Annotated in this window: 18 protein-coding genes and 3 pseudogenes; 8 read left to right on the plus strand and 13 right to left on the minus strand. The window is 66.6% G+C overall.

From position 1 onward, the window contains the following. From ACN6LD_RS37250 to ACN6LD_RS37260, 3 genes are all read right to left on the minus strand, one after another. A partial coding sequence (locus ACN6LD_RS37250) for an AAA family ATPase (RefSeq protein WP_445045461.1) occupies nt 1-2,403 on the minus strand: 2,403 nt, incomplete at its 3' end. Between the two features lie 120 nt (nt 2,404-2,523). Next, nucleotides 2,524-3,207, minus strand: a complete 684-nt coding sequence (locus tag ACN6LD_RS37255; RefSeq protein ID WP_445045462.1) for a response regulator transcription factor — start codon at nt 3,205-3,207, stop codon at nt 2,524-2,526. Then, entirely contained in the window at nt 3,204-4,370 is a 1,167-nt protein-coding gene (locus tag ACN6LD_RS37260; protein ID WP_445045463.1) for a sensor histidine kinase, read from the minus strand. Before ACN6LD_RS37260 ends, ACN6LD_RS37255 begins: the two co-directional genes overlap by 4 nt. 342 nt (nt 4,371-4,712) lie before the next feature. Between ACN6LD_RS37260 and ACN6LD_RS37265 the strand changes: the two genes are divergently transcribed. Both ACN6LD_RS37265 and ACN6LD_RS37270 read left to right on the plus strand, forming a co-directional pair. Next, nucleotides 4,713-5,486, plus strand: a complete 774-nt coding sequence (locus ACN6LD_RS37265) for an ABC transporter ATP-binding protein (protein ID WP_445045483.1) — start codon at nt 4,713-4,715, stop codon at nt 5,484-5,486. A gap of 27 nt (nt 5,487-5,513) precedes the next feature. Continuing rightward, nucleotides 5,514-8,048, plus strand: coding sequence for an ABC transporter permease (locus tag ACN6LD_RS37270; RefSeq protein WP_445045464.1), 2,535 nt, complete (start codon nt 5,514-5,516; stop codon nt 8,046-8,048). 73 nt (nt 8,049-8,121) lie between these two features. Here the strand turns inward: ACN6LD_RS37270 and ACN6LD_RS37275 are convergent, their stop codons facing one another. Beyond that, nucleotides 8,122-9,270, minus strand: coding sequence for an ISAs1 family transposase (locus ACN6LD_RS37275; RefSeq protein WP_445045465.1), 1,149 nt, complete (start codon nt 9,268-9,270; stop codon nt 8,122-8,124). Between the two features lie 753 nt (nt 9,271-10,023). Between ACN6LD_RS37275 and ACN6LD_RS37280 the strand changes: the two genes are divergently transcribed. Both ACN6LD_RS37280 and ACN6LD_RS37285 read left to right on the plus strand, forming a co-directional pair. Further along, nucleotides 10,024-10,974, plus strand: coding sequence for a hypothetical protein (locus ACN6LD_RS37280; RefSeq protein ID WP_445045466.1), 951 nt, complete (start codon nt 10,024-10,026; stop codon nt 10,972-10,974). Nucleotides 10,975-11,313: 339 nt separating this feature from the next. Beyond that, complete coding sequence (locus tag ACN6LD_RS37285) at nt 11,314-12,894, plus strand: ISL3 family transposase (RefSeq protein WP_445045467.1); 1,581 nt, start codon at nt 11,314-11,316, stop codon at nt 12,892-12,894. A gap of 38 nt (nt 12,895-12,932) precedes the next feature. Here the strand turns inward: ACN6LD_RS37285 and ACN6LD_RS37290 are convergent, their stop codons facing one another. After that, entirely contained in the window at nt 12,933-13,424 is a 492-nt protein-coding gene (locus ACN6LD_RS37290) for a transposase (protein ID WP_445045468.1), read from the minus strand. 231 nt (nt 13,425-13,655) lie between these two features. Here ACN6LD_RS37290 and ACN6LD_RS37295 point away from each other — a divergent pair, with 231 nt between their 5' ends. Next, complete coding sequence (locus tag ACN6LD_RS37295; RefSeq protein ID WP_445045469.1) at nt 13,656-14,027, plus strand: hypothetical protein; 372 nt, start codon at nt 13,656-13,658, stop codon at nt 14,025-14,027. A 342-nt stretch (nt 14,028-14,369) separates the two neighbouring features. On the opposite strand, the pseudogene ACN6LD_RS37300 reads toward ACN6LD_RS37295, so the two are convergent. The 5 genes and pseudogenes from ACN6LD_RS37300 to ACN6LD_RS37320 all read right to left on the minus strand — a co-directional run. After that, nucleotides 14,370-14,620, minus strand: a pseudogene (locus ACN6LD_RS37300) (transposase); the annotation flags it as partial. 197 nt (nt 14,621-14,817) lie between these two features. Beyond that, nucleotides 14,818-14,994: pseudogene (locus tag ACN6LD_RS37305) on the minus strand (ISAs1 family transposase); the annotation flags it as partial. Beyond that, nucleotides 14,922-15,731 (minus strand): ISAs1 family transposase, encoded by an 810-nt coding sequence (locus tag ACN6LD_RS37310; protein WP_445045484.1) that lies wholly within the window; start codon nt 15,729-15,731, stop codon nt 14,922-14,924. The pseudogene ACN6LD_RS37305 and the gene ACN6LD_RS37310, both read right to left, overlap by 73 nt. 238 nt (nt 15,732-15,969) lie before the next feature. Next, entirely contained in the window at nt 15,970-16,287 is a 318-nt protein-coding gene (locus ACN6LD_RS37315) for a hypothetical protein (RefSeq protein ID WP_445045470.1), read from the minus strand. Nucleotides 16,288-16,292: 5 nt separating this feature from the next. Then, entirely contained in the window at nt 16,293-16,574 is a 282-nt protein-coding gene (locus ACN6LD_RS37320; RefSeq protein WP_445045471.1) for a DUF2079 domain-containing protein, read from the minus strand. Nucleotides 16,575-16,946: 372 nt separating this feature from the next. Here ACN6LD_RS37320 and ACN6LD_RS37325 point away from each other — a divergent pair, with 372 nt between their 5' ends. The 3 genes from ACN6LD_RS37325 (at nt 16,947) to ACN6LD_RS37335 (ending at nt 19,407) form a co-directional block, all read left to right on the plus strand. Continuing rightward, entirely contained in the window at nt 16,947-17,366 is a 420-nt protein-coding gene (locus ACN6LD_RS37325) for a hypothetical protein (protein ID WP_445045472.1), read from the plus strand. A 184-nt stretch (nt 17,367-17,550) separates the two neighbouring features. Next, on the plus strand, nt 17,551-18,237 hold the full coding sequence (locus ACN6LD_RS37330) for a hypothetical protein (protein WP_445045473.1): 687 nt from the start codon (nt 17,551-17,553) through the stop codon (nt 18,235-18,237). 373 nt (nt 18,238-18,610) lie between these two features. Further along, a protein-coding gene (locus tag ACN6LD_RS37335) for an IS5 family transposase (RefSeq protein WP_445045485.1) occupies nt 18,611-19,407 on the plus strand; the annotation gives its coding sequence in 2 pieces (ribosomal slippage) (nt 18,611-18,946 and nt 18,949-19,407; 795 coding nt in all). Between the two features lie 48 nt (nt 19,408-19,455). Here the strand turns inward: ACN6LD_RS37335 and ACN6LD_RS37340 are convergent. The 3 genes and pseudogenes from ACN6LD_RS37340 to ACN6LD_RS37350 form a co-directional block, all read right to left on the minus strand. Further along, on the minus strand, nt 19,456-20,241 hold the full coding sequence (locus ACN6LD_RS37340; protein ID WP_445045486.1) for an IS5 family transposase: 786 nt from the start codon (nt 20,239-20,241) through the stop codon (nt 19,456-19,458). A gap of 30 nt (nt 20,242-20,271) precedes the next feature. After that, nucleotides 20,272-20,463: pseudogene (locus ACN6LD_RS37345) on the minus strand (DUF7660 family protein); the annotation flags it as partial. Nucleotides 20,464-20,551: 88 nt separating this feature from the next. Beyond that, nucleotides 20,552-21,028, minus strand: a complete 477-nt coding sequence (locus ACN6LD_RS37350) for an Lrp/AsnC family transcriptional regulator (RefSeq protein WP_445045474.1) — start codon at nt 21,026-21,028, stop codon at nt 20,552-20,554. Between the last annotated feature and the right edge of the window lie 89 nt (nt 21,029-21,117).

Raw genomic sequence — 21,117 nt, forward strand, 5'->3', positions numbered from 1 at the left:
CGCCGCGTCGGCGGCCCGGCGGGTCTGACCGGCGTGTCTCAGCAATGCCGCAGCAGTGCATGCCGCCTCGGCCGCCAACAGGTCCGCCCCTATCTCTTCGAGCGTGTCCGCGACGGTGAGCAGTCCGTCGGGGTCCTGCGCGGCCCACGCGGCGGCCAGGTCGGCGCGCGCCCGGTGGAAGCGTCCGCCGCACTCGGCCGCGATCTCCGCCAGCCGCCCGGCGGCCTCGCGCGCTCCCCCCAGCCGAGCGAGGTCGGTCAGCAGGATGGCTTCGAACGCGATGTGCCCGCTTTTGAAAGCCTCCTGGGCAGCCGCTGTCAGCACCGCCCGGGCGCGGGTCAGCTCGCCTCGGGCGACGAGTAGCCACGCTTCTCCCAGCTTCTCCTCGGGGAGGTATCCCGAGGAGGGGAGTCCGCTGCGTTCGGCCAGTGCCGCCTCAGCCGCCTCGGTGTCCCCCTGTAGGGCGGCAGCCGCTGCCAGAGCCGCCAATGCCATCGGTAGGACGACTGGGGTGTGGGGGCGTGATATCCGGGCGAGCTCGGCGAACCAGCGACGGGCTTCCCTCGGGTGTCCGGCGAGGATGGCGCCACGCCCCAGATGGAAGATCAGGAGCCGGCGCACGGTGTGCACCCTTGTGCCGTCGAGTTTCAAGAGGGCCCGCTCGCCCACGGCACGGGCCTCGGTCAGGCGGCCGTTCTCCGTCAGGGCCAGCGCGAGGATGGACTGGAGTGCCGCCTCATGCGGGGCCGGGACGTAGGGCTGCTCGTCGGAGGCTGCACCGGCGGCGATGGCGCGTCGGGCCCAGTCCTCGGCCTCCTCGGCCCGGCCGAGGGAAGCAAGTGCAACGGACCTGGTCGTGGCTGCCGTCAGCCACATCTGGACGCACGGCGCCTGCGCGGGGTCCGGTTCGACGTCCGCGATTACGGCAAGGCTGTGCGCTAACTCCCTCCCGGCGAAGGCGTCAGCGCTTGCGTTGATGACCGCTAGGGCGCGGCGACCCAGCGGGCTGCTGAGCCGGACACGGGCCGCGTCGATGACGTCGAGGACCTTCTCGTAGGGCGCCTCGAGCCCCCAGATGAGGTTCTGGGTCCGCACCAGCACTGCGGCCAGGACTTCCTGCTCGGCCCCCGCCATGGCGTCGGTCACGGCCAGTATGGCCTCGGCCTGTTGGAAGTCACCGGCCTCATACAGTGTCTTTCCCAGCAGCAACCGGACTCGGAAGCTGCGGTGCTCCTGCGGGATCGCCTGGAGCAGGACCAGCGCACGCGGGTACTCGTGGGAATACGTGGCGAGGACGGCCGCGCGCTCCAGCAGGGTGGGGTCGGCTGTGCCGGTGGCCGCCAGCTCGTAGGTGGCGAGGTGGATGGCGTCCTCCCGGCGGCGGGCTCCGCTCTTCTTCAGTACGTGGACCTGTCGCATCAAGGTGTCCCGGCGGCTGCGGGCGGTCATGCCGGCACGCAGGATCTCGCCGTAGAGGGGGTGGGCGAGACGGACTGCGGTGCGTCTTTCCTCCTGGGTGACGACGATCAGTCCTGTCTGCTCCAGGCCGTCGAGCGTCTCGGGGTCGGCATCCATCTCGAGACGGTCCAGGGACAGGGGCTCGCACAGCGATAGCACGTCGAGCACCCTTTGGCCGGCGGGTGAGGCGGCGGTGAGCCGGGAGCGGATGAGATCGCTGAGGCGACGTGTGCTGGGCAGATGGTCCGTCGTCATCTCCCAGATCTCGCCGTCGCAGGTCAGCGCTCCGGCGTTCACCGCTCCCAGCACCAGTTCGTGCAGATAGAGCGGGTTGCCGCCGCTGGTGGTGAACAGGTGGTTGACCGCGTTCTTCCCGACGGGCCCGTCGAGGACCTGTTGCAACAGGGTCTCGACCTGCTGACGGCCGAACTCGTTGAGGTCCACCTGCCGCACTGCATCCCCGTGTCCGAGCGCGGACACGGCCACGGACTCCTCGCCGTCTCCCGACCGGACCGTTCCCAGCAGGAAGACGGCCCCGGCGTCCATAAGTTGCCGCAGCAGCATCGCCGAGGTCGCGTCAAGCAGGTGGAGGTCATCGACCAGGATCACCGTGCGGGGCTGTACAGGTCCGGGCGACAGCAGCCTGGCAACCGTGGCGAACCCCGCTACCGGGTCGGACAGGTCGACGCCGTCGGGCAGCAGATGGGCCACGGCCCCGAGCGGAACCGGCGCAGCAGCCGCAGTGGCAACCGCCCTGCTGACGCGGCGCCCCGAGCCGACCGCCCGTTCCAGGCATTCATCGGCCAGCCGGGACTTGCCCACCCCGGCGGGCCCGAAGAGGAGGAATCCGGTGCGGCGGGGGTCTTGCAGGACCTCGTCGAAGTCCTGCATCTCGGCCTCGCGCCCCACCAGTGGCCAACGCTGCAACAAGCTGTTTCGGCTCATCCTCATGGACCTTCACTGTTCCTGGGACACGTACAGGCCTAAATGTCAGCCGAATACAGCCCCCGAGTCACGCGAATTATGGCAGTCAACGACAGAGCCGTTGGCCGAACGGACCCTGCGTTACCGGTCACCGGGGGTGACCAGTCCCGACTCGTAGGCAAAAATCACCGCTTGGGCGCGGTCGCGCAGACCGAGCTTGGCAAAGATGTTGCCGATATGGGTCTTCACGGTCTGCTCGGCGACGACGAGGTTCTGGGCGATCTGCGTGTTGCTCTGACCGCGGGCGACGAGCAACAGGATTTCGGTCTCCCGTGGAGTCAGGCTCCCCAGCCGAACGTTGTCGCCCCCATCCGTGCGCGCCGCGGGCCAGCTGCCGGCGAAGTCGGTGATGAGGCGGCGGGTGACCGAGGGCGACAGCAGTGCGTCGCCCTCCGCGACGACACGGACCGCGCGGGTCAGGTCGGTGATGGGCGCGTCCTTGAGCAGAAAGCCGCTTGCGCCGGCCTTGAGCGCCTCATAGATGTAGGTGTCGATGTCGTAGGTGGTGAGCATCAGCACCTTGGGGCAGTAGGTGACGCCGGGCGGTGGGTTCAGCAGCAGGCGGACGGCCTCCAGACCGTCCATCTCCGGCATGCGCACGTCCATGAGGGCCACGTCCGGCTGGAGGTCGCGGCAGACCTGGACGCCCTCGCGCCCGTTGGCGGCCTCGCCGACCACGTCGATGTCGCTCTGCCCGGCTAGCACGGCGGTGAAGCCCGCGCGGACCATGGCCTGGTCGTCGATGACGACTACCCGGATCGTCATGTGTGGGGGTTTTCCTTGCGGGGAAGGGCCGGCAGGGGAAGTCGGGCGGTGACCTGGAAGCCACCGTCCAGGGTCGGACCGGTTTTCAGGGCGCCCCCGAGCAGGCGGACTCGCTCGCGCATCCCCACGAGACCGTGCCCGGTACTGCTGGTCTCCAGGGAACCCGAGGACTGCTTCGGAGTGGCATTGGCGACCAGGACCGTCAGGCTGCTGCGGTCCAGCATCAGCTGTATCTCGACGCGGGTCCGCGCTCCCGGTGCATGCCGCACGACGTTCGCCAGCGCCTCCTGCACGATCCGGTACGCCGACAGCTCCACCGTCGGCGGGATCAACGCCTTGAGCTCCTCAACCCCGTCGTCGAGAACCAGGTTCACCGGGACACCGGCCCGGGCGATGGCCTCGACCAGGTGCGGCACATCGTCCAGGCCCGGCTGCGGGCGACGCTCGTCATCTGAGTCCTCGCTGCGCAGCACGCCGAGGAGCATGCGCATCTCGGATAGGGATTGGCGGGCGGCGACGGCGATCGCGGCGAACTCCTCCTGCGCAGCCGCCGGCGTCCCGGGAACCCGGTAGGGCGCGCTGTCGGCCTGGACAGTGATCACCGACATGTGGTGGGCGACGACGTCGTGCAGCTCCCTGGCGATCCGGGCCCGCTCCTCCAGGAGGGTATGTCTGGCCCGTTCCGACTGGGCGATCAACTGCTGCTCACCCAGCCGCTGCAGTGCCTCGTGCCGCTCGCGCAATACCCCACCCACCAGCAGGATCCCGCCGCCGATGACGGCCAGCAGCACGTCGCCGCTGTCGCGGTTGTGCGGTGAGGCGGCCGCGATGGCCAGGCCGGAGACGGTGAGGACCACCCAGACAGCCACCAGGGCGGCACGCCGTTCCCGGCGGGCCACGGCCACCAGCAGCACAAGCTGTCCGAGGATCACAGCCGGGGGCCAAGGCCAGCCATTTCCCTCCAGCCTCGGAGCGTGGAACAGCACTGCGGAGGATGCTATGTCTGCGGCCATCATGATCCACCACGCCTGCAACGGGCGGGTGACTGCCAGGAGCAGTGGGGCGGACTGGACGGCGGCCAGGACCACGGCGGACGCTACGCCGACGCCGTATACGTGGGACATGGTCCGGATTCCCAGCACGCCGATCAGAGCGGTCAACATCGCTGCAACGATGTACTGCAGCACAGGCCGGCGGCTGCGGCGGGAGGAGGCGGCAGACACGGGGGCTGGCTGCTCGGAGACGAACAGGGCGCGTGGCCAGTGACGTGGGTTCATAGCATGGCCAGCGTATGCGGCTGATCCGACGGCCTCTTCACCCCACGGAGCCATGTTCGGGCTCATACCCCGGTATGAGCCCGGCGGTTGCCGCAGGGTGCAGACCGTACCTCAGTACGGGACCGGGTTGGCTCCGGAGCGGGATCCGCCGCAACACCCTCCCGGCCTACCTTTTCGGTGTCCCACGGCCACCGATTACGGAGTGCTCTGATGTCCACCGCGTACCCCATGTCCACCCCTGCCGCGGCCCCCGGGCCGGCCGGAGACGTCGTTGCTCGCGCCACCCGGCTCTCCAAGGTGTACGGCAGCGGGGACACCCGGGTGGTGGCCCTGGATCAGGTCTCCGCGGAGTTCCGACGCGGTGAATTCACCGCCATTATGGGTCCCTCGGGGTCAGGCAAGTCCACGTTCCTGCACTGCCTGGCCGGCCTGGACTCGCTCACCGACGGATCCGTGCAGATCGACGGTGTCGAGCTGGGAAACCTCAAGGACCGGCAGCTGACCCGGCTGCGGCGCGACCGGGTCGGTTTCATCTTCCAGGCGTTCAACCTGCTCCCCACGCTCACCGCGATAGAGAACATCACGCTGCCGCTGGCCATTGCGGGCCGCAAGCCGGACCAGGCGTGGCTGGACCGGATTGTGGCCACCGTCGGCCTGGCCGACCGGCTGGGACACCGGCCCGCCGAGCTTTCCGGCGGTCAGCAGCAGCGTGTCGCCTCCGCTCGCGCCTTGGCATCGCGGCCCGCGATCATCTTCGGCGACGAGCCCACGGGCAACCTCGACTCGCGGGCAGGGGCGGAGATCCTGTCTTTTCTGCGTGATTCGGTGCGTGACCTGGAACAGACGATCGTCATGGTCACCCATGATCCGGTGGCTGCCTCCTACGCGGACCGCGTGCTTTTCCTGGCCGATGGCCGGATCGTCGACGAACTCGCGCAGCCCACGGCGGACATGGTCCTGGACCGTATGAAGCGCTTCGACGCCCGCACCCGCACCAACTGACCTGGCAGAACGAGGAAGGAGGACGTCATGTTCCAGCTTGCCGTACGCAACATCACCACCCACAGACTCCGGCTGCTGATGACCATGCTCGCCGTGGTCCTCGGTGTCGCCTTCGTGGCCGCGACCCTGATCTTCAGCGCCACGGTCAGCAAGGGCTATCAGGACCAGGCCATTAGGGACAACGTCGGTGTCGACGTCGCCGTCAGAGCCACCGCGCAGGCCCAGCAGCACGGACAGGCATCGGGCCTGACCGGCACCGTGCTCGAGAGGGTCCGCGCGCTTGCGGGCGTCGCCTCCGCCCGGGGTCAGGTCTCTGGTGAAACCTATGTCGTCAACAGGTCCGGCGACGTCGTCGGCAACGTCTCTCAGGGCGCCAACTTCGCCCCCGATGCAGACGGCAAGGACCCCGACCGCTCCTTCACCGACGGGCGGGCCCCGCAGCAGTCCGGCGAGATCGCACTGGACACCCACACTGCCGCCAAGTCCGGCTTCCGCGTAGGTGACACCGTACGCGTGGTCGTCGACGGACCGGTCATGACGAAAAAGCTCGTCGGCGTCTTCACCACTACACATCCGGCGGCTACCACGGGCACGACCTTCACCCTCTTCGACACCGCCACCGCCCAGCGGCTGTTCGGGTCCCCCGGCCAGTACGCCCGGATCGTAGTCAAGGCGGCAGCAGGGGCGAGCGACCGGCAGCTGCTGAAGGAGATCACGCCCCTGCTTGGCAGGAACAGCGAAGCGATCACTGCCGCCAAGCTCATCAGCGACGAGAAGGCGGCCAACGCCTCCACTATCAACACCCTCAGCAACGTCTTCCTGGCCTTCGCTGTGGTCTCTCTGTTCGTCGGCATCTTCCTGATCGCCAACACCTTCACCATGCTGGTCGCCCAGCGCACCCGCGAACTCGCCCTCGTCCGCGCCATCGGTGCCACCCGCCGCCAGGTCACCCGGGCCGTCCAGCTCGAAGCACTCATCGTCGGCCTGATCTCCTCCGCCATCGGTCTGGTCCTCGGCGTCCTCATCGCCGGCGGTCTGCACGCCGTGCTCAACGACCTCATGAACGTCGGTCTGCCCGGCACCGACACCGTGGTCTCGCCCGGCACCATCGCCGGCTCTCTGCTCGTGGGAACCGCCGTCACCGTGCTGGCTGCCTGGCTGCCGGGCCGCCGGGCGTCCAAGATCCCCCCGATCGCCGCGATGAGCAGCGCGAACACCACGCCCACTCAAGCCAGTCTGCGTCTCCGTAACGCCGTGGGCTTCCTGATCACCGCGATCAGCGTGGGCCTGGGTGCCTGGGGTATGGCCGTTGGCAGTACCGCGGGCGGTTACTACATCGGTGCCGGCGCCGGACTGCTGAACATCGCGCTAGTCATGCTCACCCCGTTCTTGTCCAGTCCGCTGCTCGGACTGCTCAACAAGCCGTTCACCAAGTGGTTCGGCATCGATGGCAAGCTCGCCACCGAGAACGCAAGCCGTAACCCCCGGCGCACCGCCTCCACCACGGCGGCCCTCATGCTCGGCTTGACCCTGGTCACCGCAGTCACCGTGATCGGCACCTCGATCGGATCCGTCCTTGCCAAGCAGACCACCGGCAGTCTCAAGGCGGACTTCACGGTCAGCACGATCAACGGCCAGCCACTCGCCCCCTCGGTCACCGCGGCGGTCTCCTCCGTCCCCGGCGTCACCGACGCCTCCCCAATCCGTACCGGCGCCGTCGAGTCCGTCGGGACGGTTACCGGCTACAAGGTGACCGCGGTCGACCCCGCCGTGATCACCCGGCTCCTGACGCTGCGCTACACGGCCGGAAGCGCCGCCCACCTGGACTCCGGCCTGCTGGTCACCGAGGCCGCCGCAGAACGAGGCCACCTCCACGCAGGCGACAGAGTCACCGTGACCTTCGCCGACGGCAAGCAGCAGCCCCTCATTGTCAGCGGCATCATCAAGGCCAACCCACTGCTGTCCAACTATGTGATGTCGCTAAAGACCCTCGCCCCGCACATGGCGGAACAGCGGGACGACATCATCCTGGTCAAGGCCACAGCCGGTCACGCCACCGACGTGCAGGAACGCGTCAAGACCGCCCTACATAACCCCCTGGTCAAACTGCAGGACCACCAAGCACTGCAGAAGGAGGTCACCGGAAGCGTCGCCCTCCTGCTGAACATGGTCTACGGGCTACTCGGCATGGCCCTGATCATCTCGGTGCTCAGCGTGGTCAACACCATGGCCATGTCCGCCTTCGAACGCACCCAAGAGATCGGCATGCTGCGGGCGATCGGTATGCACCGGGAGGGCATCAAGCGGATGATCCGGCTGGAGTCCATCGTGATATCGCTCTTCGGTTCGGTGCTCGGCATCGTCGTGGGCATCGTCACCGCATGGGCGATGGGCACCGTCTTCTCCCACTCCAAACTGCTCAGCGGCTACACCATGCAAATCCCCTGGGAGCGCATCCTCCTCTTCCTGGCGGCCTCGGCGGCAGTCGGAGCCCTGGCGGCCCTCTGGCCGGCCCGCCGCGCAGCAGCACTCAACACCCTCCAGGCCATCAGAGCCCAGTAAACCTTGAGCACCTCTTCACCGGGCCGGTCGGCAGGGCTGATTCAAAGTCCTGGTGATCTTGAGGCGTCGCTGGTCAGGGCAGTCCGATCAAGTCCAGTGGACGGGTGAAGGGCGTGTAGGAGACCTCGCGCAGGCCGGCGGCGATGCTGTGGTGCCCGGCGGTGCGCAGGGTGCTGATCGCGAAGCTGCGCAGCGTGGCCATGTTCTCCGGTCCGTGCCCCGTGCGAATCTTCGAGGCGTCCTCGTCGAACGTGGTGTCTCTGATGTGGTGCACGGCCTCGATGCCCCATTGCGCTCGGGCGAGTTGACCGATGGCCTGGGGAGATGCTGCACGTGCCGTCAGGTCGGTGATGGCGTAGACGGTCTCACGGGTGATCTTGCCGGTCTTGAGGTCGGTGCGGTGCCGGTGGATCTTCGCCGCCTGCGCCACGTGCGGGAAGTTCAGCCCGAGACCGGTGACGGTGAGCGTGCGCACCGAGCGGGTCTCACGGCGCCCGTGCCCCGTCTCGCGGTCGTAGCGGCGGGCGGTCACCTCCTTCCAGGGCAGTGAGCGCAACGCGTTGTGCAGCGTCGGCTGGTTCCGCTTGACAACGAGCAGGTAGTGCGCCTTCTTCACCTCCACCAGCCACCTGGCGTGATCACGGTGGGTATGCAGGGCGTCGGCGGTCACCACGGCACCGGCCAGGCCGAACGGGGACAGCAGCTTCGTGAAGCCGGTGACCCCGGTGGTCTTGTCCGGCACTCGCAACTGGCTGACGGTGCGTCCGCCTTCCAGGACGGCGGAGAGCAGGTGGGCGGCCGGGCCGGTGTCCGTGCGTGAGCCGCGGGCGGCCTTGCCGTCCACGGCCAGGTGCCGGCTGCCCGCGGGGTCACATCCGAGCAGGTCGGCAAGCCCGCCGGGACATACGAGGGTCAGGAGGCGGCGGATGGTGGAACTCGACGGTGCGCGGCGCACGCCCAGCGGGCCGGCGGCACGCACGCCGAGGCGGGCGAGTGCGTCCAGGGGCGCGTGGCGGGCCCACTGGCCCACGGCCAGATAGGAGCGAGCCCCGGCAAGTACCGCGCAGCAGGCGGTGAGCAGGACCGATACCAGCGAATGGCGCCGTCCCCGCCGATCTCGCGGATCGCGCAGAACGGCCAGCCGTTCGGCGACACCGTTCACGCCACGCTGGGCGGCGGTGGGCGACTTGGTCAGGCAGACAGTGGCAGACTGGCGGCACATCGAAGCTCCGGACGGGCAGGGCGACTTGGGAAGGTCACCCCGTCAACCGGAGCTTCGTTGTGTTCGTGACGGGCTTCCGCTGGATCGTCACACCTCAGCGACCTGCACGTTTCCACGATACCCAGGACTTTGAATCAGCCCTGGGCCGGTCGGCGAGGACAAGCAGGCACCACCCGCTGGCACAGCTCCCACAGTGAACCGCGGGCCGACCGGGGTTCGATGTGGATCCGCCCCATCTGCACCGACCTCCGGAGGCGCTCGTCGTCCCATCGGAATGGCGCGGGAGTACACATTAGGCAGCTCTCCCGGCCTCGCTGTTGGCGGCATGGGTCGCCTTCATTCGATGTTGGAGAAAGTGAGTACCCGATACTCTGTCCTCCCCTTAGGCCGCGAGACAGACTCGACCCGACCGAGCCGGGTACCGTGGCGCACCTTTCGCCCAGTGCCGGTGCCCTTACCCCCCGGGCGCGCGACCGCGACGGCCTGCCGGGCCGAAGCAGGCCCCATGCCCGGCGATCCTCAGGACCTCCATTGCTCCCCTTCAGCAAGAGAATTCGACGCCTGGTGGCAACCACCGCCGCCATGACCAGCGGCATGGCCGGCCTCCTCGCGCTTTCCGCAGGGCAAGCGCACGCTACAGGTTCGTCTCCGCAGCCTCCGGTGTCGGTCTTCGCCGTTGTGGCAGGCAACGAACCAGCAGGCGTGTACTCCGAGTTGTCGTCCCAGGCTCATTTCAGCAGCCCTGCACTCGACATGCCGGCGCATGTACGTCACGACGCGCCTGGCCGCTACTCGGTCTTCTTCTCCGGACCCGACATCGGCACGGTGCCCACTGCCGGCATCCACGTGCGATCCATCACCGATGGCAACTGCATGCCGTTCGACGGCATCACCCCGAACCGTCACCCGGGGCTCCAGATCGACATTATTTGTCTCGACAGCGCCGGGCGACCCGCCAACCGCCGCTTCACCCTCGCCTACAACGCCCACGGCACAGCGCGCGGCGCGCTAGTGAACGCCTCGACCACTTCTGCTCCCGTGTCGGCGAACTGGCATCTCGCCGCACCTCAGGAAGGCGGTGGGACCGCGCGGGTGACGTACAACCACCCCGCCCCGGGGCGATACACCTTCGACCTGCCCCAGCTATCGGCTGCCGGGCCGGAGTCCTTCGCTGTCACGGCACTCGCCCCCCTCGCCCAAGCTGACACCGGTGACGTACCCGACGTGGTGTGCGGGACGACGGCACGGAGGCTTGTAGCTGGGGACGCAGGCCCGGTGCGGCGCGTCTGGGTGTCCTGCCGGGACGCGGTCAGCGGGCTTCCAGCTCCCGCGGCCACGCGGGTGAACATCAGCTACGCGCAGGGCGTCAACCTGACGGGCGCCTCCGGCGTCAAGGAGGCATACTTCACCTCTCCCCGCACGGTGACCAACACCCCCATGGTGCTGGGTGACGAGGTCGTCCACAACCCCGGAGAGGGGGCCGTCATCCTGCAGCGCAACGCCACCGGCCGCTATACCGTGGACATCGCCAACCAGCAGCTGGACATCGGCTATGCGAGCCTTGTCGCCACGGCCAACGGCTCGGCAGCCCGCTGCAACGCGTCGGTGCCGGACCAGAGCAGGCCGGGACACGTCTCGGTCAGCTGTCGGGACAGCGCGGGCTTCACCAACACGGGTTTCCAGCTGCACTTCGTCTCACGGTGAATGTCCTTCCGTCTTTCGCCGCGCTTCCTTGATCGTTCATGAGGGCCCGTCAGCTTACCGACGGGCCCTTTGTGATGAACGTTGGTGGGGATGTTCGGAGTCTGGGCAGGCTGACGGCCCGGTTGTCGCGTCGGATGTGCGCCGGGTCCCACGGCTCCGGTCGGGGTCGTGCTGCTCACAGGGACGGGGTGGTGCTGTGACGGCGGCCTGTGGATACTCCCCGTAGGCGGTCTTTTATCTAGCACTTTGTGGCCGCGAGCTGGTTCTGACCCACTTCTTGTGGGGCGGTGACATGACGTCACAACGGGCTGGAAGGATGGCCGTTCGTGTGATTGCAGCGTGTTCTCGACGTTCGCCACGGTGTTCTCTCATCTGTCCTCCGCGGTCGTGGACGAGGTCAGAGCGGACGGCAGCGGGGTGGCCCTCACAGCGCGGACGGTGACGCGCGAGGCGGCGTGTCCGGACTGTGGCGCCGTGTCCGGCCGTCTTCATGGTGGCTATCGGCGGCGTCTTGCCGACCTCTCGGCGGCCGGACGGCAGGTCGTGATCGACCTGCTGGTGCGAAGGTTCCTCTGCCCGGCCGCCGCGTGCGGTCGCCGCACGTTCGTCGAGCAGGTGGACGGGCTCACCGAGCGGTTCGCGCGGCGCACGCCGCTCCTGCGCCGCTCGCTGGAGAAGATCGCGCTGGCGCTCGCCGGGCGTCCTGGCGCCCGGCTGGCCGCGCATCTGTCTATCCCGACGAGTGCGAACTCGCTTCTCAGACTGGTGCGCAGGCTTCCGGACAAGCATGTCGGCGCCGCGCCCCGTGTGCTGGGCGTCGATGATTTCGCCCTGAAGAAGGGCCACGTCTACGGAACGATCATTCTGGACATGGAGACCGGTGAGCGCGTCGACGTCCTGCCCGACCGCACCGCGGAGACCCTCACCGCGTGGCTTCGCACACACCCCGGAGCGGAGATCGTCTGCAGGGACCGGGCCAGCGCCTACGCCGAGGCCGTACGCACCGCCTGCCCCGACGCGATCCAGGTCGCGGACCGCTTCCATTTGTGGAAGAACCTGTGCGAAGCCGTCGAGAAGTGCGTTGCCACGCACCGCAGTTGCCTCGCCGGGCCTACCGAGGACACGCCTGCTGACGCCACTGTCGAGCAGGAGGTGTCGGGGCGGCCGGAGGGGATGCGTGTGATCCGGCGCCGCGAGCGCCACACCGCCGTGCACGACCTCTACGACAAGGGAGTCCCGATCCAGGCGATCTCCGAGGCTCTCGGACTGGACCGCAAGACGGTACGCCGCTACGCACACGCAGCCACGCCCGAGGAGGCGTCGCTGGGCACCGGATCACGCCGCTACGGCCAGGTCCACGCCTACTCGTCCTACCTCCACCGGCGCTGGAACGAGGGCTGCACGGACGCGGCACGGCTCCACGCGGAGATCGTCGAACTCGGCTTCACCGGCAGCAAGCGGACCGTGCGCCGGCACCTGCAGGAGATCCGGGCCAGGGGCAGGCCCGCACCCGCCAGACCCAAGGCACTGACGGTCCGCACGGCCACCTGGCTGATCACCTCGCACCCCGACCACCTGGAGGAGAGCGGCACGCTCAAGCTCAACAAGCTCCTGTCCCGCTGCCCCGAACTGGACGCCGTCACCGCGTGCGTCCGCTCCTTCGCCGCCATGATGACCGTCCGCCGAGGCGGCGACCTGGAAAGCTGGCTCACCAACGCCGAGGACACCGGGATGAAGCCACTGCAGAGCCTGGCCCGCGGCCTCCGCCAGGACTTCGACGCCGTCACCGCCGGCCTCACCTTGGAATGGAACTCGGGCAAGGTCGATGGCAACGTCAACAGAGTGAAACGGATCAAGAGGGACGGATACGGCCGCGCCGGATTCGACCTCCTCCGCCTGCAGATACTCCTCGCCGACTGAAGATCGTCACCCTCCGCAACCACCCCACAAGAAGTGGGTCAGAACCTTCCGAACTGGCCGCTGACAGACCTCGCAGGAGATAAAACCCGCCGGGCGGCGACCGGCGCATTCGTCTGCTTCGAGGTGTTCGCGGGCTCGGCGGGTGGTGACACAGCGTGTGGGACTTGTGGGTTCTTGACCAGCCACTCCTTGACCTCTGGTGTGGTGTGCGTCGAGAGGTTGTCCAGGACGACATGGATGTCCTTCCCCGCGTGCGGTTTCACCGCCTTCTTCAAGAAGGCCAGGAAATCCTTGCCGTTCCGGGTCTGCCTGCACTCACCGAGCACTTCGCCGGTGGTCACGTTCAGGGCGGCGAACAGGTTCGTGGTGCCGTGCCGAACGTAGTCGGCGGTGCGCTGCTCGCTCGCCGCGAAGGCGACCGGCAGTACCGTCTGGGTCCGGTCCAGCGCCTGGATCTGCGTCTTCTCGTCGATCGAGAGGACGACCGCGCCGCCCGGCGGGGCCAGATACAGGCCGATCGCATCGGCCACCTTGTCCGGTCACCGGGGTGCTCGCACACACGAGACTCGCTGACCTTATGAGCCACACGGACCGGCCGGCCTTCGCTGACGGCAAGTGTTGCCTGAGTAACTCCTACTCTGTGGTTGTCTCCGTACTCCGGACACAATGAGTTGAGCGCAAAAGCAAGGCTCAGGAATGCTCGGAATGTCCGATGGAAGTACAGGACCGAATCACTGCCGTCGACCATCTAAGGGGAATTCATGCGAACGCTTGTCAGGAGATCGGCCACCGTCCTCGGCACGACGGTATTGGCTGCCGGATCCGCCCTCGTCCTCGCCCCCTGGGCGTCGGCCTACACAACGCCGAGCGGTGCCCTCAACTGCACCGAATCGGCGTTCAATACCGAGAACGGGGCCTGGGGGTACAACTTCGGGTCCGCTACCTGCAGCGTGAATCCCGGATACATTGGAAAGAAATGGAGGGTCGCGGTCTCCTGCACCGCAGGCTTTACGTACCGAAGCGCGTACACCACTACCTGGTACCCGTACAGGGAATCACTCACGGCGCCGAATTACGGCAGCGGCTGCTACTGGGGTGTTTCAGATATCTGGGTCGAAGAAGCCAGTTCCTGAACTTCGGATCGGCCACTGCCCCCCACCTGGCCGCCCGGTGTCTCACGACGGCCTGACCGCTGATTACACTACTGACGTTGTTGCCGTGATGTCGTCAAGGTGAGGACGGCTTCGGCGAGACATCTGTCGATAAGGTTGCTGCGGTACTGGATCTGGCGGAGACCGTGCCGAAGCGTGCTCACCTCGATCTTGCATGACGGTCCGCCGACGGAGTCGGTGGACCGTTTCGCTTTCTGTGGTTGATGGCGGACATGCTGGCGGCCCGAGTGTCGCGTCGGGTGGGCGCCGGGTTCCACTGCTCCGGGCTGGGTCCTCTTTTCGTGGGACAGGCGAATCTGCTGTTCAGCCGGGGTTCGGCAGGAGCGCGAGCCGTTCGAGGGCGCCCGTGATCTCGCGGGTCCAGGCCAGTGGCGGGCGAGGCGGAGGATGCGGCGTCGGCCGGTGGTGACGAGCTGGCCGGCGGCGGTGAACAGGCGGAGTCGCAGGCGGCGGGGTTCCCAGAGCCGGGCCTTGCCGGTCAGGGCGAGCAAGGGCATCCAGGCCAGCAGGTCGAGAGCGATCTGGACGATCTCCAGCCAGACCTGGTTCTGTGCCAGGGCTTCGTCGTAGTCGACTGACATCCGTTTTGTGATCACGCGAGGCCGAGGATCGCGAGAGGGCGGCGGGCGTCACGCGCGTTGTGGCGGAGGGCAGCGGCGATGTTCCTGACACCGCCCAGCCGGAGGGCGCCTATGGCGAGGTTGCGCCAGGTCGCCATGGCCCGGGGAGCGTTCCCGGTCCGCAACTGCGAGGCGTCCTCGGCGAAGGTGGTGTCGCGGACGTGGTGCAGGGCCTCGATCTGCCAGTGGTCCCGGATCAGCTTCGCGAGCTGGGCCGGGGTGGCCTGCTCGGCGGTCAGGCTGGTGACCGCATAGACGGTGGCGATGGTGACCTTGCCGGTCTTGCGGTCGGTGCGGCGGCGCTTGATCTGGACCGCCTGGCAGGCGCCGGGGAAGAGCAGGTTACTGACGGTGGCGACCTTGATCCGGCGGATCTCGGAGCGGCCGTGGCCGCTGCCCCGGGTGCGGCCCTGGAGCGGAATCTCCTGCCAGGGCAAGGACTTGAGCTGCTTGCGCAGCTTTTTCTGGTTGCCCTGACGATCGCGATGTAGTGGGCCTGGCGGCCCAGGAGGTATCCGGCATGCTCGCGCTGGGTGTGGAGCGCGTCGCTGGTGACCACGGTTCCGGCCAGGTCGGCGACAGTGTCCAACAGCGGCTGGAAGCAGGTGGTCTCGCCGGTCTTCTCGCCCACGTCGAGCTGGGCCACGACCAAGCCGGACGTGTGCTCCAGGGCGGCGAGCAGGTGGACCTTGCGGCCGCGGGCCTTGGCCGCGCCGCGCAGACTCTTCCCGTCCACTGACAGCCCGCGCAATCCGGAGCTCTCGGGGCGGCGGTCAGCGAGCCAGCCGCCCACGGCCCGGTCCAGCGCGTCGTCGTCGACGCGGGCCAGCAGCCGGCGGACCGTCGCCTCTGCCGGCACCAGCCGCCACGGCAGTACCGGATCAGGCTGCACGCCGAGCAGTTCCAGCACCTGCGGTGGTGCGTCCACGATCCACTCGCCGACCGCGAGGAGTGAGGTTGCCCCAGCCAACACCGCACACGCGGCCAGCGCGAGCACGACGGCCAGGGCGTGCCGAACCCCGCGCGGATCGCGGGGATCTGGCACGTCGGCCAGCCGTTCCAGCAGACCACGGCACCTCCCCTGGCACAACCTGGGGCCGCTCGCGGAGCTGGTCAAGGGCAGGTGGGATCAGCGATGATGCGTCGGCAGGCACGGGCTTCCAGGCAGGTCACGGGGCGTAGAGAACTCCATGATCTTGGAAGCCGTGCCTGTCCTGTTCGCCAGGAGCCGTCAAACCGGCAGAGCGAGGATTCCCTGGTCGCCCGTCGGTTCTGCAGAGGGCCTAACCGAGTGGCAGCTCGACACGTCGTCCGAGGCCGATCTCCTCCGCCTCGTCGTTGGTGACCATCGCGAACACTCCGCTCGGGATGCCCGCAAGCCCAGCCGTGCCAGACGCCACGGCCAGGAGAACCTCCTCAGTGGCCCCGGTGATGAAGAAGACGTACACCCCGTCGTACTCCTCGCCATCGTCATACACCTCCGCTGCGTCCTGCTCAGCGAGGAAGTCCTCGACCTGGTCAATCCACGGGAGGGGATAGGAACCTTCCGGAGCGCCTGGGGCTTCCCTGAGGGGCACATGGATCTCAACGACAATGTCCATGAGGATCATTGTCGCTGGTCAAGGCCATGCACCCATCCACTCTCGGAGCACCGCGAGGCGCGGCAAATCAGTGTGAACCGGACAGCACCCGACTGCGCCGAAGCCTTGCCCAGGAGCGGGAAGCCGTTGCCTTTGAGTTCGGCAACGGGCAGGCGACCATGAGCGTAGGAGCGCACCGCCTGCTCGAAGATTCCCAGGTCATAGCCGGTCGTGAGCATCCGCTGGTGCAGCCGGATCGACAGCGTGGCGTACAGGGCGAAGAAGACGCTGGCCAGCCCCCAGGACAATGCCGCTACGGACGGTCCCGGGCCTGACGCGCGCTCCCCCTCCACGGGCCTGGGGGTGCTCGATCGTACGAGCGGGTTGGTCGCGGTGGGTATGGGCATCCTCGGGCCTTTCCAGCCGTCCTGCGGGATGCCCAACCTGAGCCGGAACCACTGCCCGTCTCATGAGTAATCAGTACTCTATCGCGGGCAGTCGGATAATCGCTCTAATGATGCGTGAAACTCTCGTACATACGTACTCCGAGTTGCGTGCGAACCATGGAACGCCACCTGAATCAAGAGACTCGACCCGGGATGCCGGTGATCCACCCCGCGCCGGACGGATGGTCGCTAACCGAGTCTGAATACAGGAAATCACACAATAGGAGTGGTTCAATGAAGCGCCTGACACGTCTCGCCGGAATCATGTCGGCAACCGTGCTGGCGAGTTGCGCTGCTGTCGGACTTTCAGCAGCACAGGCTCATGCAGTGCCGGTGCAGAGCTGCAGCCCCTGGCAGGCAGTTCCGCATCTGTCGGGGTTCTGGCAGAAAGCATGTCTCGTCAAAGACGGCAGCAACAGTTACGCCTATGGAACCGTGACCAACACGGGAAGCCTCACTAACACCGCGGGTCTTGAGGTCGGCAACAGCGCGGACTTCGGTGCCAGCAAGCGAACCTGCCCTTCGCGGGCCGTCGCACCAGGGCAGAGCTTCTCCTGCAGCACCCCGTGGACACTGGACCAGACGCCGGGTTGGGCCGACTTCGCGTCGAGCACGTATGGCTTGTTCTTCACCACCGTGTCTCCGACTGCCTAAGACGTCATTTCATGAGCACGGTGAATCTCCTACCCCGTTTTGCGTCGGCGCAGCAAAAGGGCTCGCGACCGCCCCGAAGCGCCAGAACGTGCACCCGTCCTTCGAGTTCCTGGTCCCGCAGAGCGGGGGAGATTCCGCCCAGTTCATGAATTGCTCAGGTGCCTAGCTTCGAGATTGGAACTCCATGAAAAAGATTACCTCCTCCATCGCCACGATCACTGCCATGACAGCGGCTCTTGTGGCCCCTGGAAGTGCAGCTCAGGCTGACACCTTGCCAGACTACTACACCGTAGAGATCACATTTGACGAATTCCGCTCGATATTCGATGATTGTGACTTTCTTGAGAATTGCAATTATGCCGAGGTCTACGGCACCCTGACAGCCGGATCCCAGGCTCCCGGCAGAATGAGCGTCAGAAGCAACCACGCCCGCAACCTTGCAGCATGGCGCGAAGAGGACCAGAAGTGCCAGGATTGGATCTCGGCCTCATGGGCTAGCAACAACCTCGATATGGCCAGTTGTCCCAGAGAGGTCACCTCAGGTATCGACCACAAGTTCTCGGATACGTTCCTCTGCGAAAGCACCACTTACACGAGTTGCAACTCGACCCACCCCTACACCAAGAACAACAATAAGATTAGGGTGGTGACATTCCCTGGCGACCAACTGAAGATCGACTACAAGTTCGTGGACAAGGACAGGCTGTCCGAGGACGATGTGCTCTGCCAACACACGCTTTTCATCGGAAACCTGAACCATTCCACGTTGCCGGACCTCTCGCTGTCTAAATCCTCGTCCAGCGGCGATTCCGATTCATTGTGCACGGTACGCTATCGCGTTCAAACCGTCTCCATGGGGATCGACCTTTAACCTCGATCGTTCATGATTCCTCGTCGTTGTGCTGACGGGGACTGTGCGTTTGCGAGGTGCGGTCTTTTCGGGGTTGGGACAGGCTGAGGGCCCGGCTCTCGTGTCGGGTGGGCTCCGATTCCACTTCGCCGGTGCAGTGGTGCAGTGGTGCAGTGGTGCAGGTTGTCGGGACGGTCGGAGTTGCTGGTCAGCTCGGGGTTTGGGAGAGCGTGGGGCCTGACGATCGCGCAGATGATCACCGTCGGTCCAGGGCCATCGGGCGGTGAAGCGGAGCCAGTGGCGGCGCCCGGCGTGCAGGAGCTGGGCGGCGGCGGAGAACAGACCTCTAAGACGTCGTCTCATTTGGGCTGTTCGATAGTCTGGCCTTGTGGGGATCGTTGAACGTCTGGTGCCAGATGAGTTGTGGGAGCTGTTCGAGCGGGTGGTGCCGCCTGCTCCGTCTCGGCCGCAGGGCGGTGGCCGTCGACGGTACGGAGACCGCGAGGTCCTGGCGGCGATCATCTTCGTGGCCACTTCGGGCTGCACCTGGCGGCAGTTGCCGCCGTCGTTCGGACCTTCGGGGCCGACAGCCCACCGACGGTTCACCGAGTGGACCAAGGCCCGGGTCTGGGCCAGGCTCCATCGTCTGGTCCTGGACGAGCTGGGCAGGCGCGGCGACCTCGACTGGAGCCGGTGCGCGATCGACTCGGTGAACATGCGGGCCCTGAAAGGGGGGACCTGACAGGTCCGAATCCTGTAGACCGGGGCAAGAAAGGCTCAAAGATCCACTTGATCACCGAGCGGACCGGTCTGCCCCTCTCCATCGGCATCTCCGGCGCCAACCTCCACGACAGCCAGGCCCTCGAACCTCTCGTCCGTGGCATCCCGCCGATCCGCTCCCGCCGCGGACCCCGCCGACGGCGCCCCGCCAAACTGCACGCGGACAAGGGCTACGACTACGACCACCTGCGCCGATGGTTACGCCAGCGAGGCATCACCCACCGCATTGCCCGCAAGGGCATCGAGTCGTCAATGCGACTGGGCCGACATCGCTGGACCATCGAACGCACCATGGCCTGGCTCGCCGGCTGCCGCCGACTCCACCGGCGCTACGAGCGCAATGCCGACCACTTCCTGGCCTTCACCAGCATCGCCTGCACCCTCATCTGCTACCGAAGGCTCACCAAATGAGACGACGTCTAAGAGGGCGTTTGATCTAGGTGAATTGCCCTTTATCCCCTAGTAAGTTCCTCGCCAGGAGGGTGTCGTCTCGTCCGTTATGCGCTTGGTGAGGTTGTCAATCGAGGCGACGTGGATCATGGCCTCGGAGCTGGCGGGCAGGGTCTCATAGTCTCGGGCGAGGCGCCGGTGCAGCATAATCCAACCAATACTCCGCTCAACGACCCAGCGCCTTTTGACAACGTGGAAGCCGCGAACTCCCGGGTTTCTATTGACGACTTCGACGTCGATTCCAAGGCTGGCGCCGTGCTCGATGACGGCGTTCTTGAAGCCGGTGTCGACCCAGCTCTTGGAGATGGTCGGGTAGGTCTTCTTGGCCTGGTCGAGGAGCTGTATTCCGACGGCGTTCTCGGACAGGCTCGCCACGGTGACAGTCACGGCGAGGATGAGTCCGAGCGTGTCGGTGAGGATGCCCCGTTTCCTGCCGACGATCTTCTTGGCCGCGTCGGTTCCCTGGCTGGTCAAGGGCACATTGGTGGAGGTCTTCACGCTCTGGGTGTCGATCACGGAGGCGGTCGGTTCGGGCTTGCGTCCTTCCTTTACGCGGGCCAGGCCGGTCAGGTCATGGTTGAGCTGGGTGAGGATTCCCTCGTCGCGCCAGGCGGCGTAGTACGCGTAGACAGTGCCGTGGTTGGGGAAGTCGTGCGGGAGGTATTTCCAGGGGATTCCAGTGCGGTTGATGTAGAGGAGCGCGTTGAATACGTCGCGGAGGTCGACTTTGGCCGGCTGCCCGGTGGGTCTGCGGTCGAGTCGGGCCTTTCTCCAGGCCGTCAACGTCGGCTCGATTAACCTCGATTCGTCAGCGGGGTTAGCCGGGAGTTCCTTGCCAAAGCTCCGGTACCAGCCACCTGACTCTTCGGTCCATGATGCCAGGGCCTCCAGAAAGCGATCGAGGGTGGAGTTCTCCCAGTCCTGCCCTCGATGGAGGTAGTCCTGGTGCAGGTCACGGATGAATGCAACCAGATCTTCACGACTGTGGATCTCGTCATCGGGGGCAAGGGGCCTCAGGGAACCGTAGCGCGCGAACGCGTGCCTGCTCGTATCCCGATCACAAGATCAGCGACAGAGTACGTGACCGTCCACACCCAGGCACATTTCAGGAGTCGCGGTGCGCAGCCGCCTCGAGCAGGCCGCGGGTCCGATTGGGCATCGCCTGCAAAAGTGATACAGCGGTATTGGCACGGACGACACCTTCGATGCCAAGCATCGTGTTGGCAATTCGGTACAGATCCCTCGTGTCCCGCGCGACGACCTTGGCGAGCAGGTCGGCCTCGCCGCTGGTCGCATGGACCTCCACGACCTCCGGAATCCTCTCCAGGAGGTTCGCTGCGCTGGCCCCCTCTCTCTGACTGATCGCGAGCGACACGAACGCGACGAGGGTGTACCCCATGGATTCCGGCGAAACCCGCTGGCTGAAGCCGAGCAGCACGTTCTCGCGCTCCATCCGCTGCAGACGCGCGTGCACGGTGTTGCGGGACACCTCGATCGCTTTGGCCAGCTGCAGGATCGTCGCGCCCGGATGGTCGTCAAGGGCAAGCAGGATACGGGCGTCGAGCGCGTCGATCGTCCTCATGCTTGTCATCCTTCCGTAAATCAGTGACTTGGGTGTGCATTCATCCCAGCATAGAGGGGAGGGCTTGTGAATCCATCCCGCCGCCTTCG

This window comes from Streptomyces sp. SAS_272 (assembly GCF_052543235.1).

Coding starts and splice junctions, on each gene's coding strand:
- ACN6LD_RS37255 (WP_445045462.1), bottom strand. CDS start 3,207: ATGACGATCCGGGTAGTCGTCATCGACGACCAGGCCATGGTCCGCGCG.
- ACN6LD_RS37260 (WP_445045463.1), bottom strand. CDS start 4,370: ATGTTGACCGCTCTGATCGGCGTGCTGGGAATCCGGACCATGTCCCAC.
- ACN6LD_RS37265 (WP_445045483.1), top strand. CDS start 4,713: ATGTCCACCCCTGCCGCGGCCCCCGGGCCGGCCGGAGACGTCGTTGCT.
- ACN6LD_RS37270 (WP_445045464.1), top strand. CDS start 5,514: ATGTTCCAGCTTGCCGTACGCAACATCACCACCCACAGACTCCGGCTG.
- ACN6LD_RS37275 (WP_445045465.1), bottom strand. CDS start 9,270: ATGTGCCGCCAGTCTGCCACTGTCTGCCTGACCAAGTCGCCCACCGCC.
- ACN6LD_RS37280 (WP_445045466.1), top strand. CDS start 10,024: ATGCCGGCGCATGTACGTCACGACGCGCCTGGCCGCTACTCGGTCTTC.
- ACN6LD_RS37295 (WP_445045469.1), top strand. CDS start 13,656: ATGCGAACGCTTGTCAGGAGATCGGCCACCGTCCTCGGCACGACGGTA.
- ACN6LD_RS37315 (WP_445045470.1), bottom strand. CDS start 16,287: ATGGACATTGTCGTTGAGATCCATGTGCCCCTCAGGGAAGCCCCAGGC.
- ACN6LD_RS37325 (WP_445045472.1), top strand. CDS start 16,947: ATGAAGCGCCTGACACGTCTCGCCGGAATCATGTCGGCAACCGTGCTG.
- ACN6LD_RS37330 (WP_445045473.1), top strand. CDS start 17,551: ATGAAAAAGATTACCTCCTCCATCGCCACGATCACTGCCATGACAGCG.
- ACN6LD_RS37350 (WP_445045474.1), bottom strand. CDS start 21,028: ATGAGGACGATCGACGCGCTCGACGCCCGTATCCTGCTTGCCCTTGAC.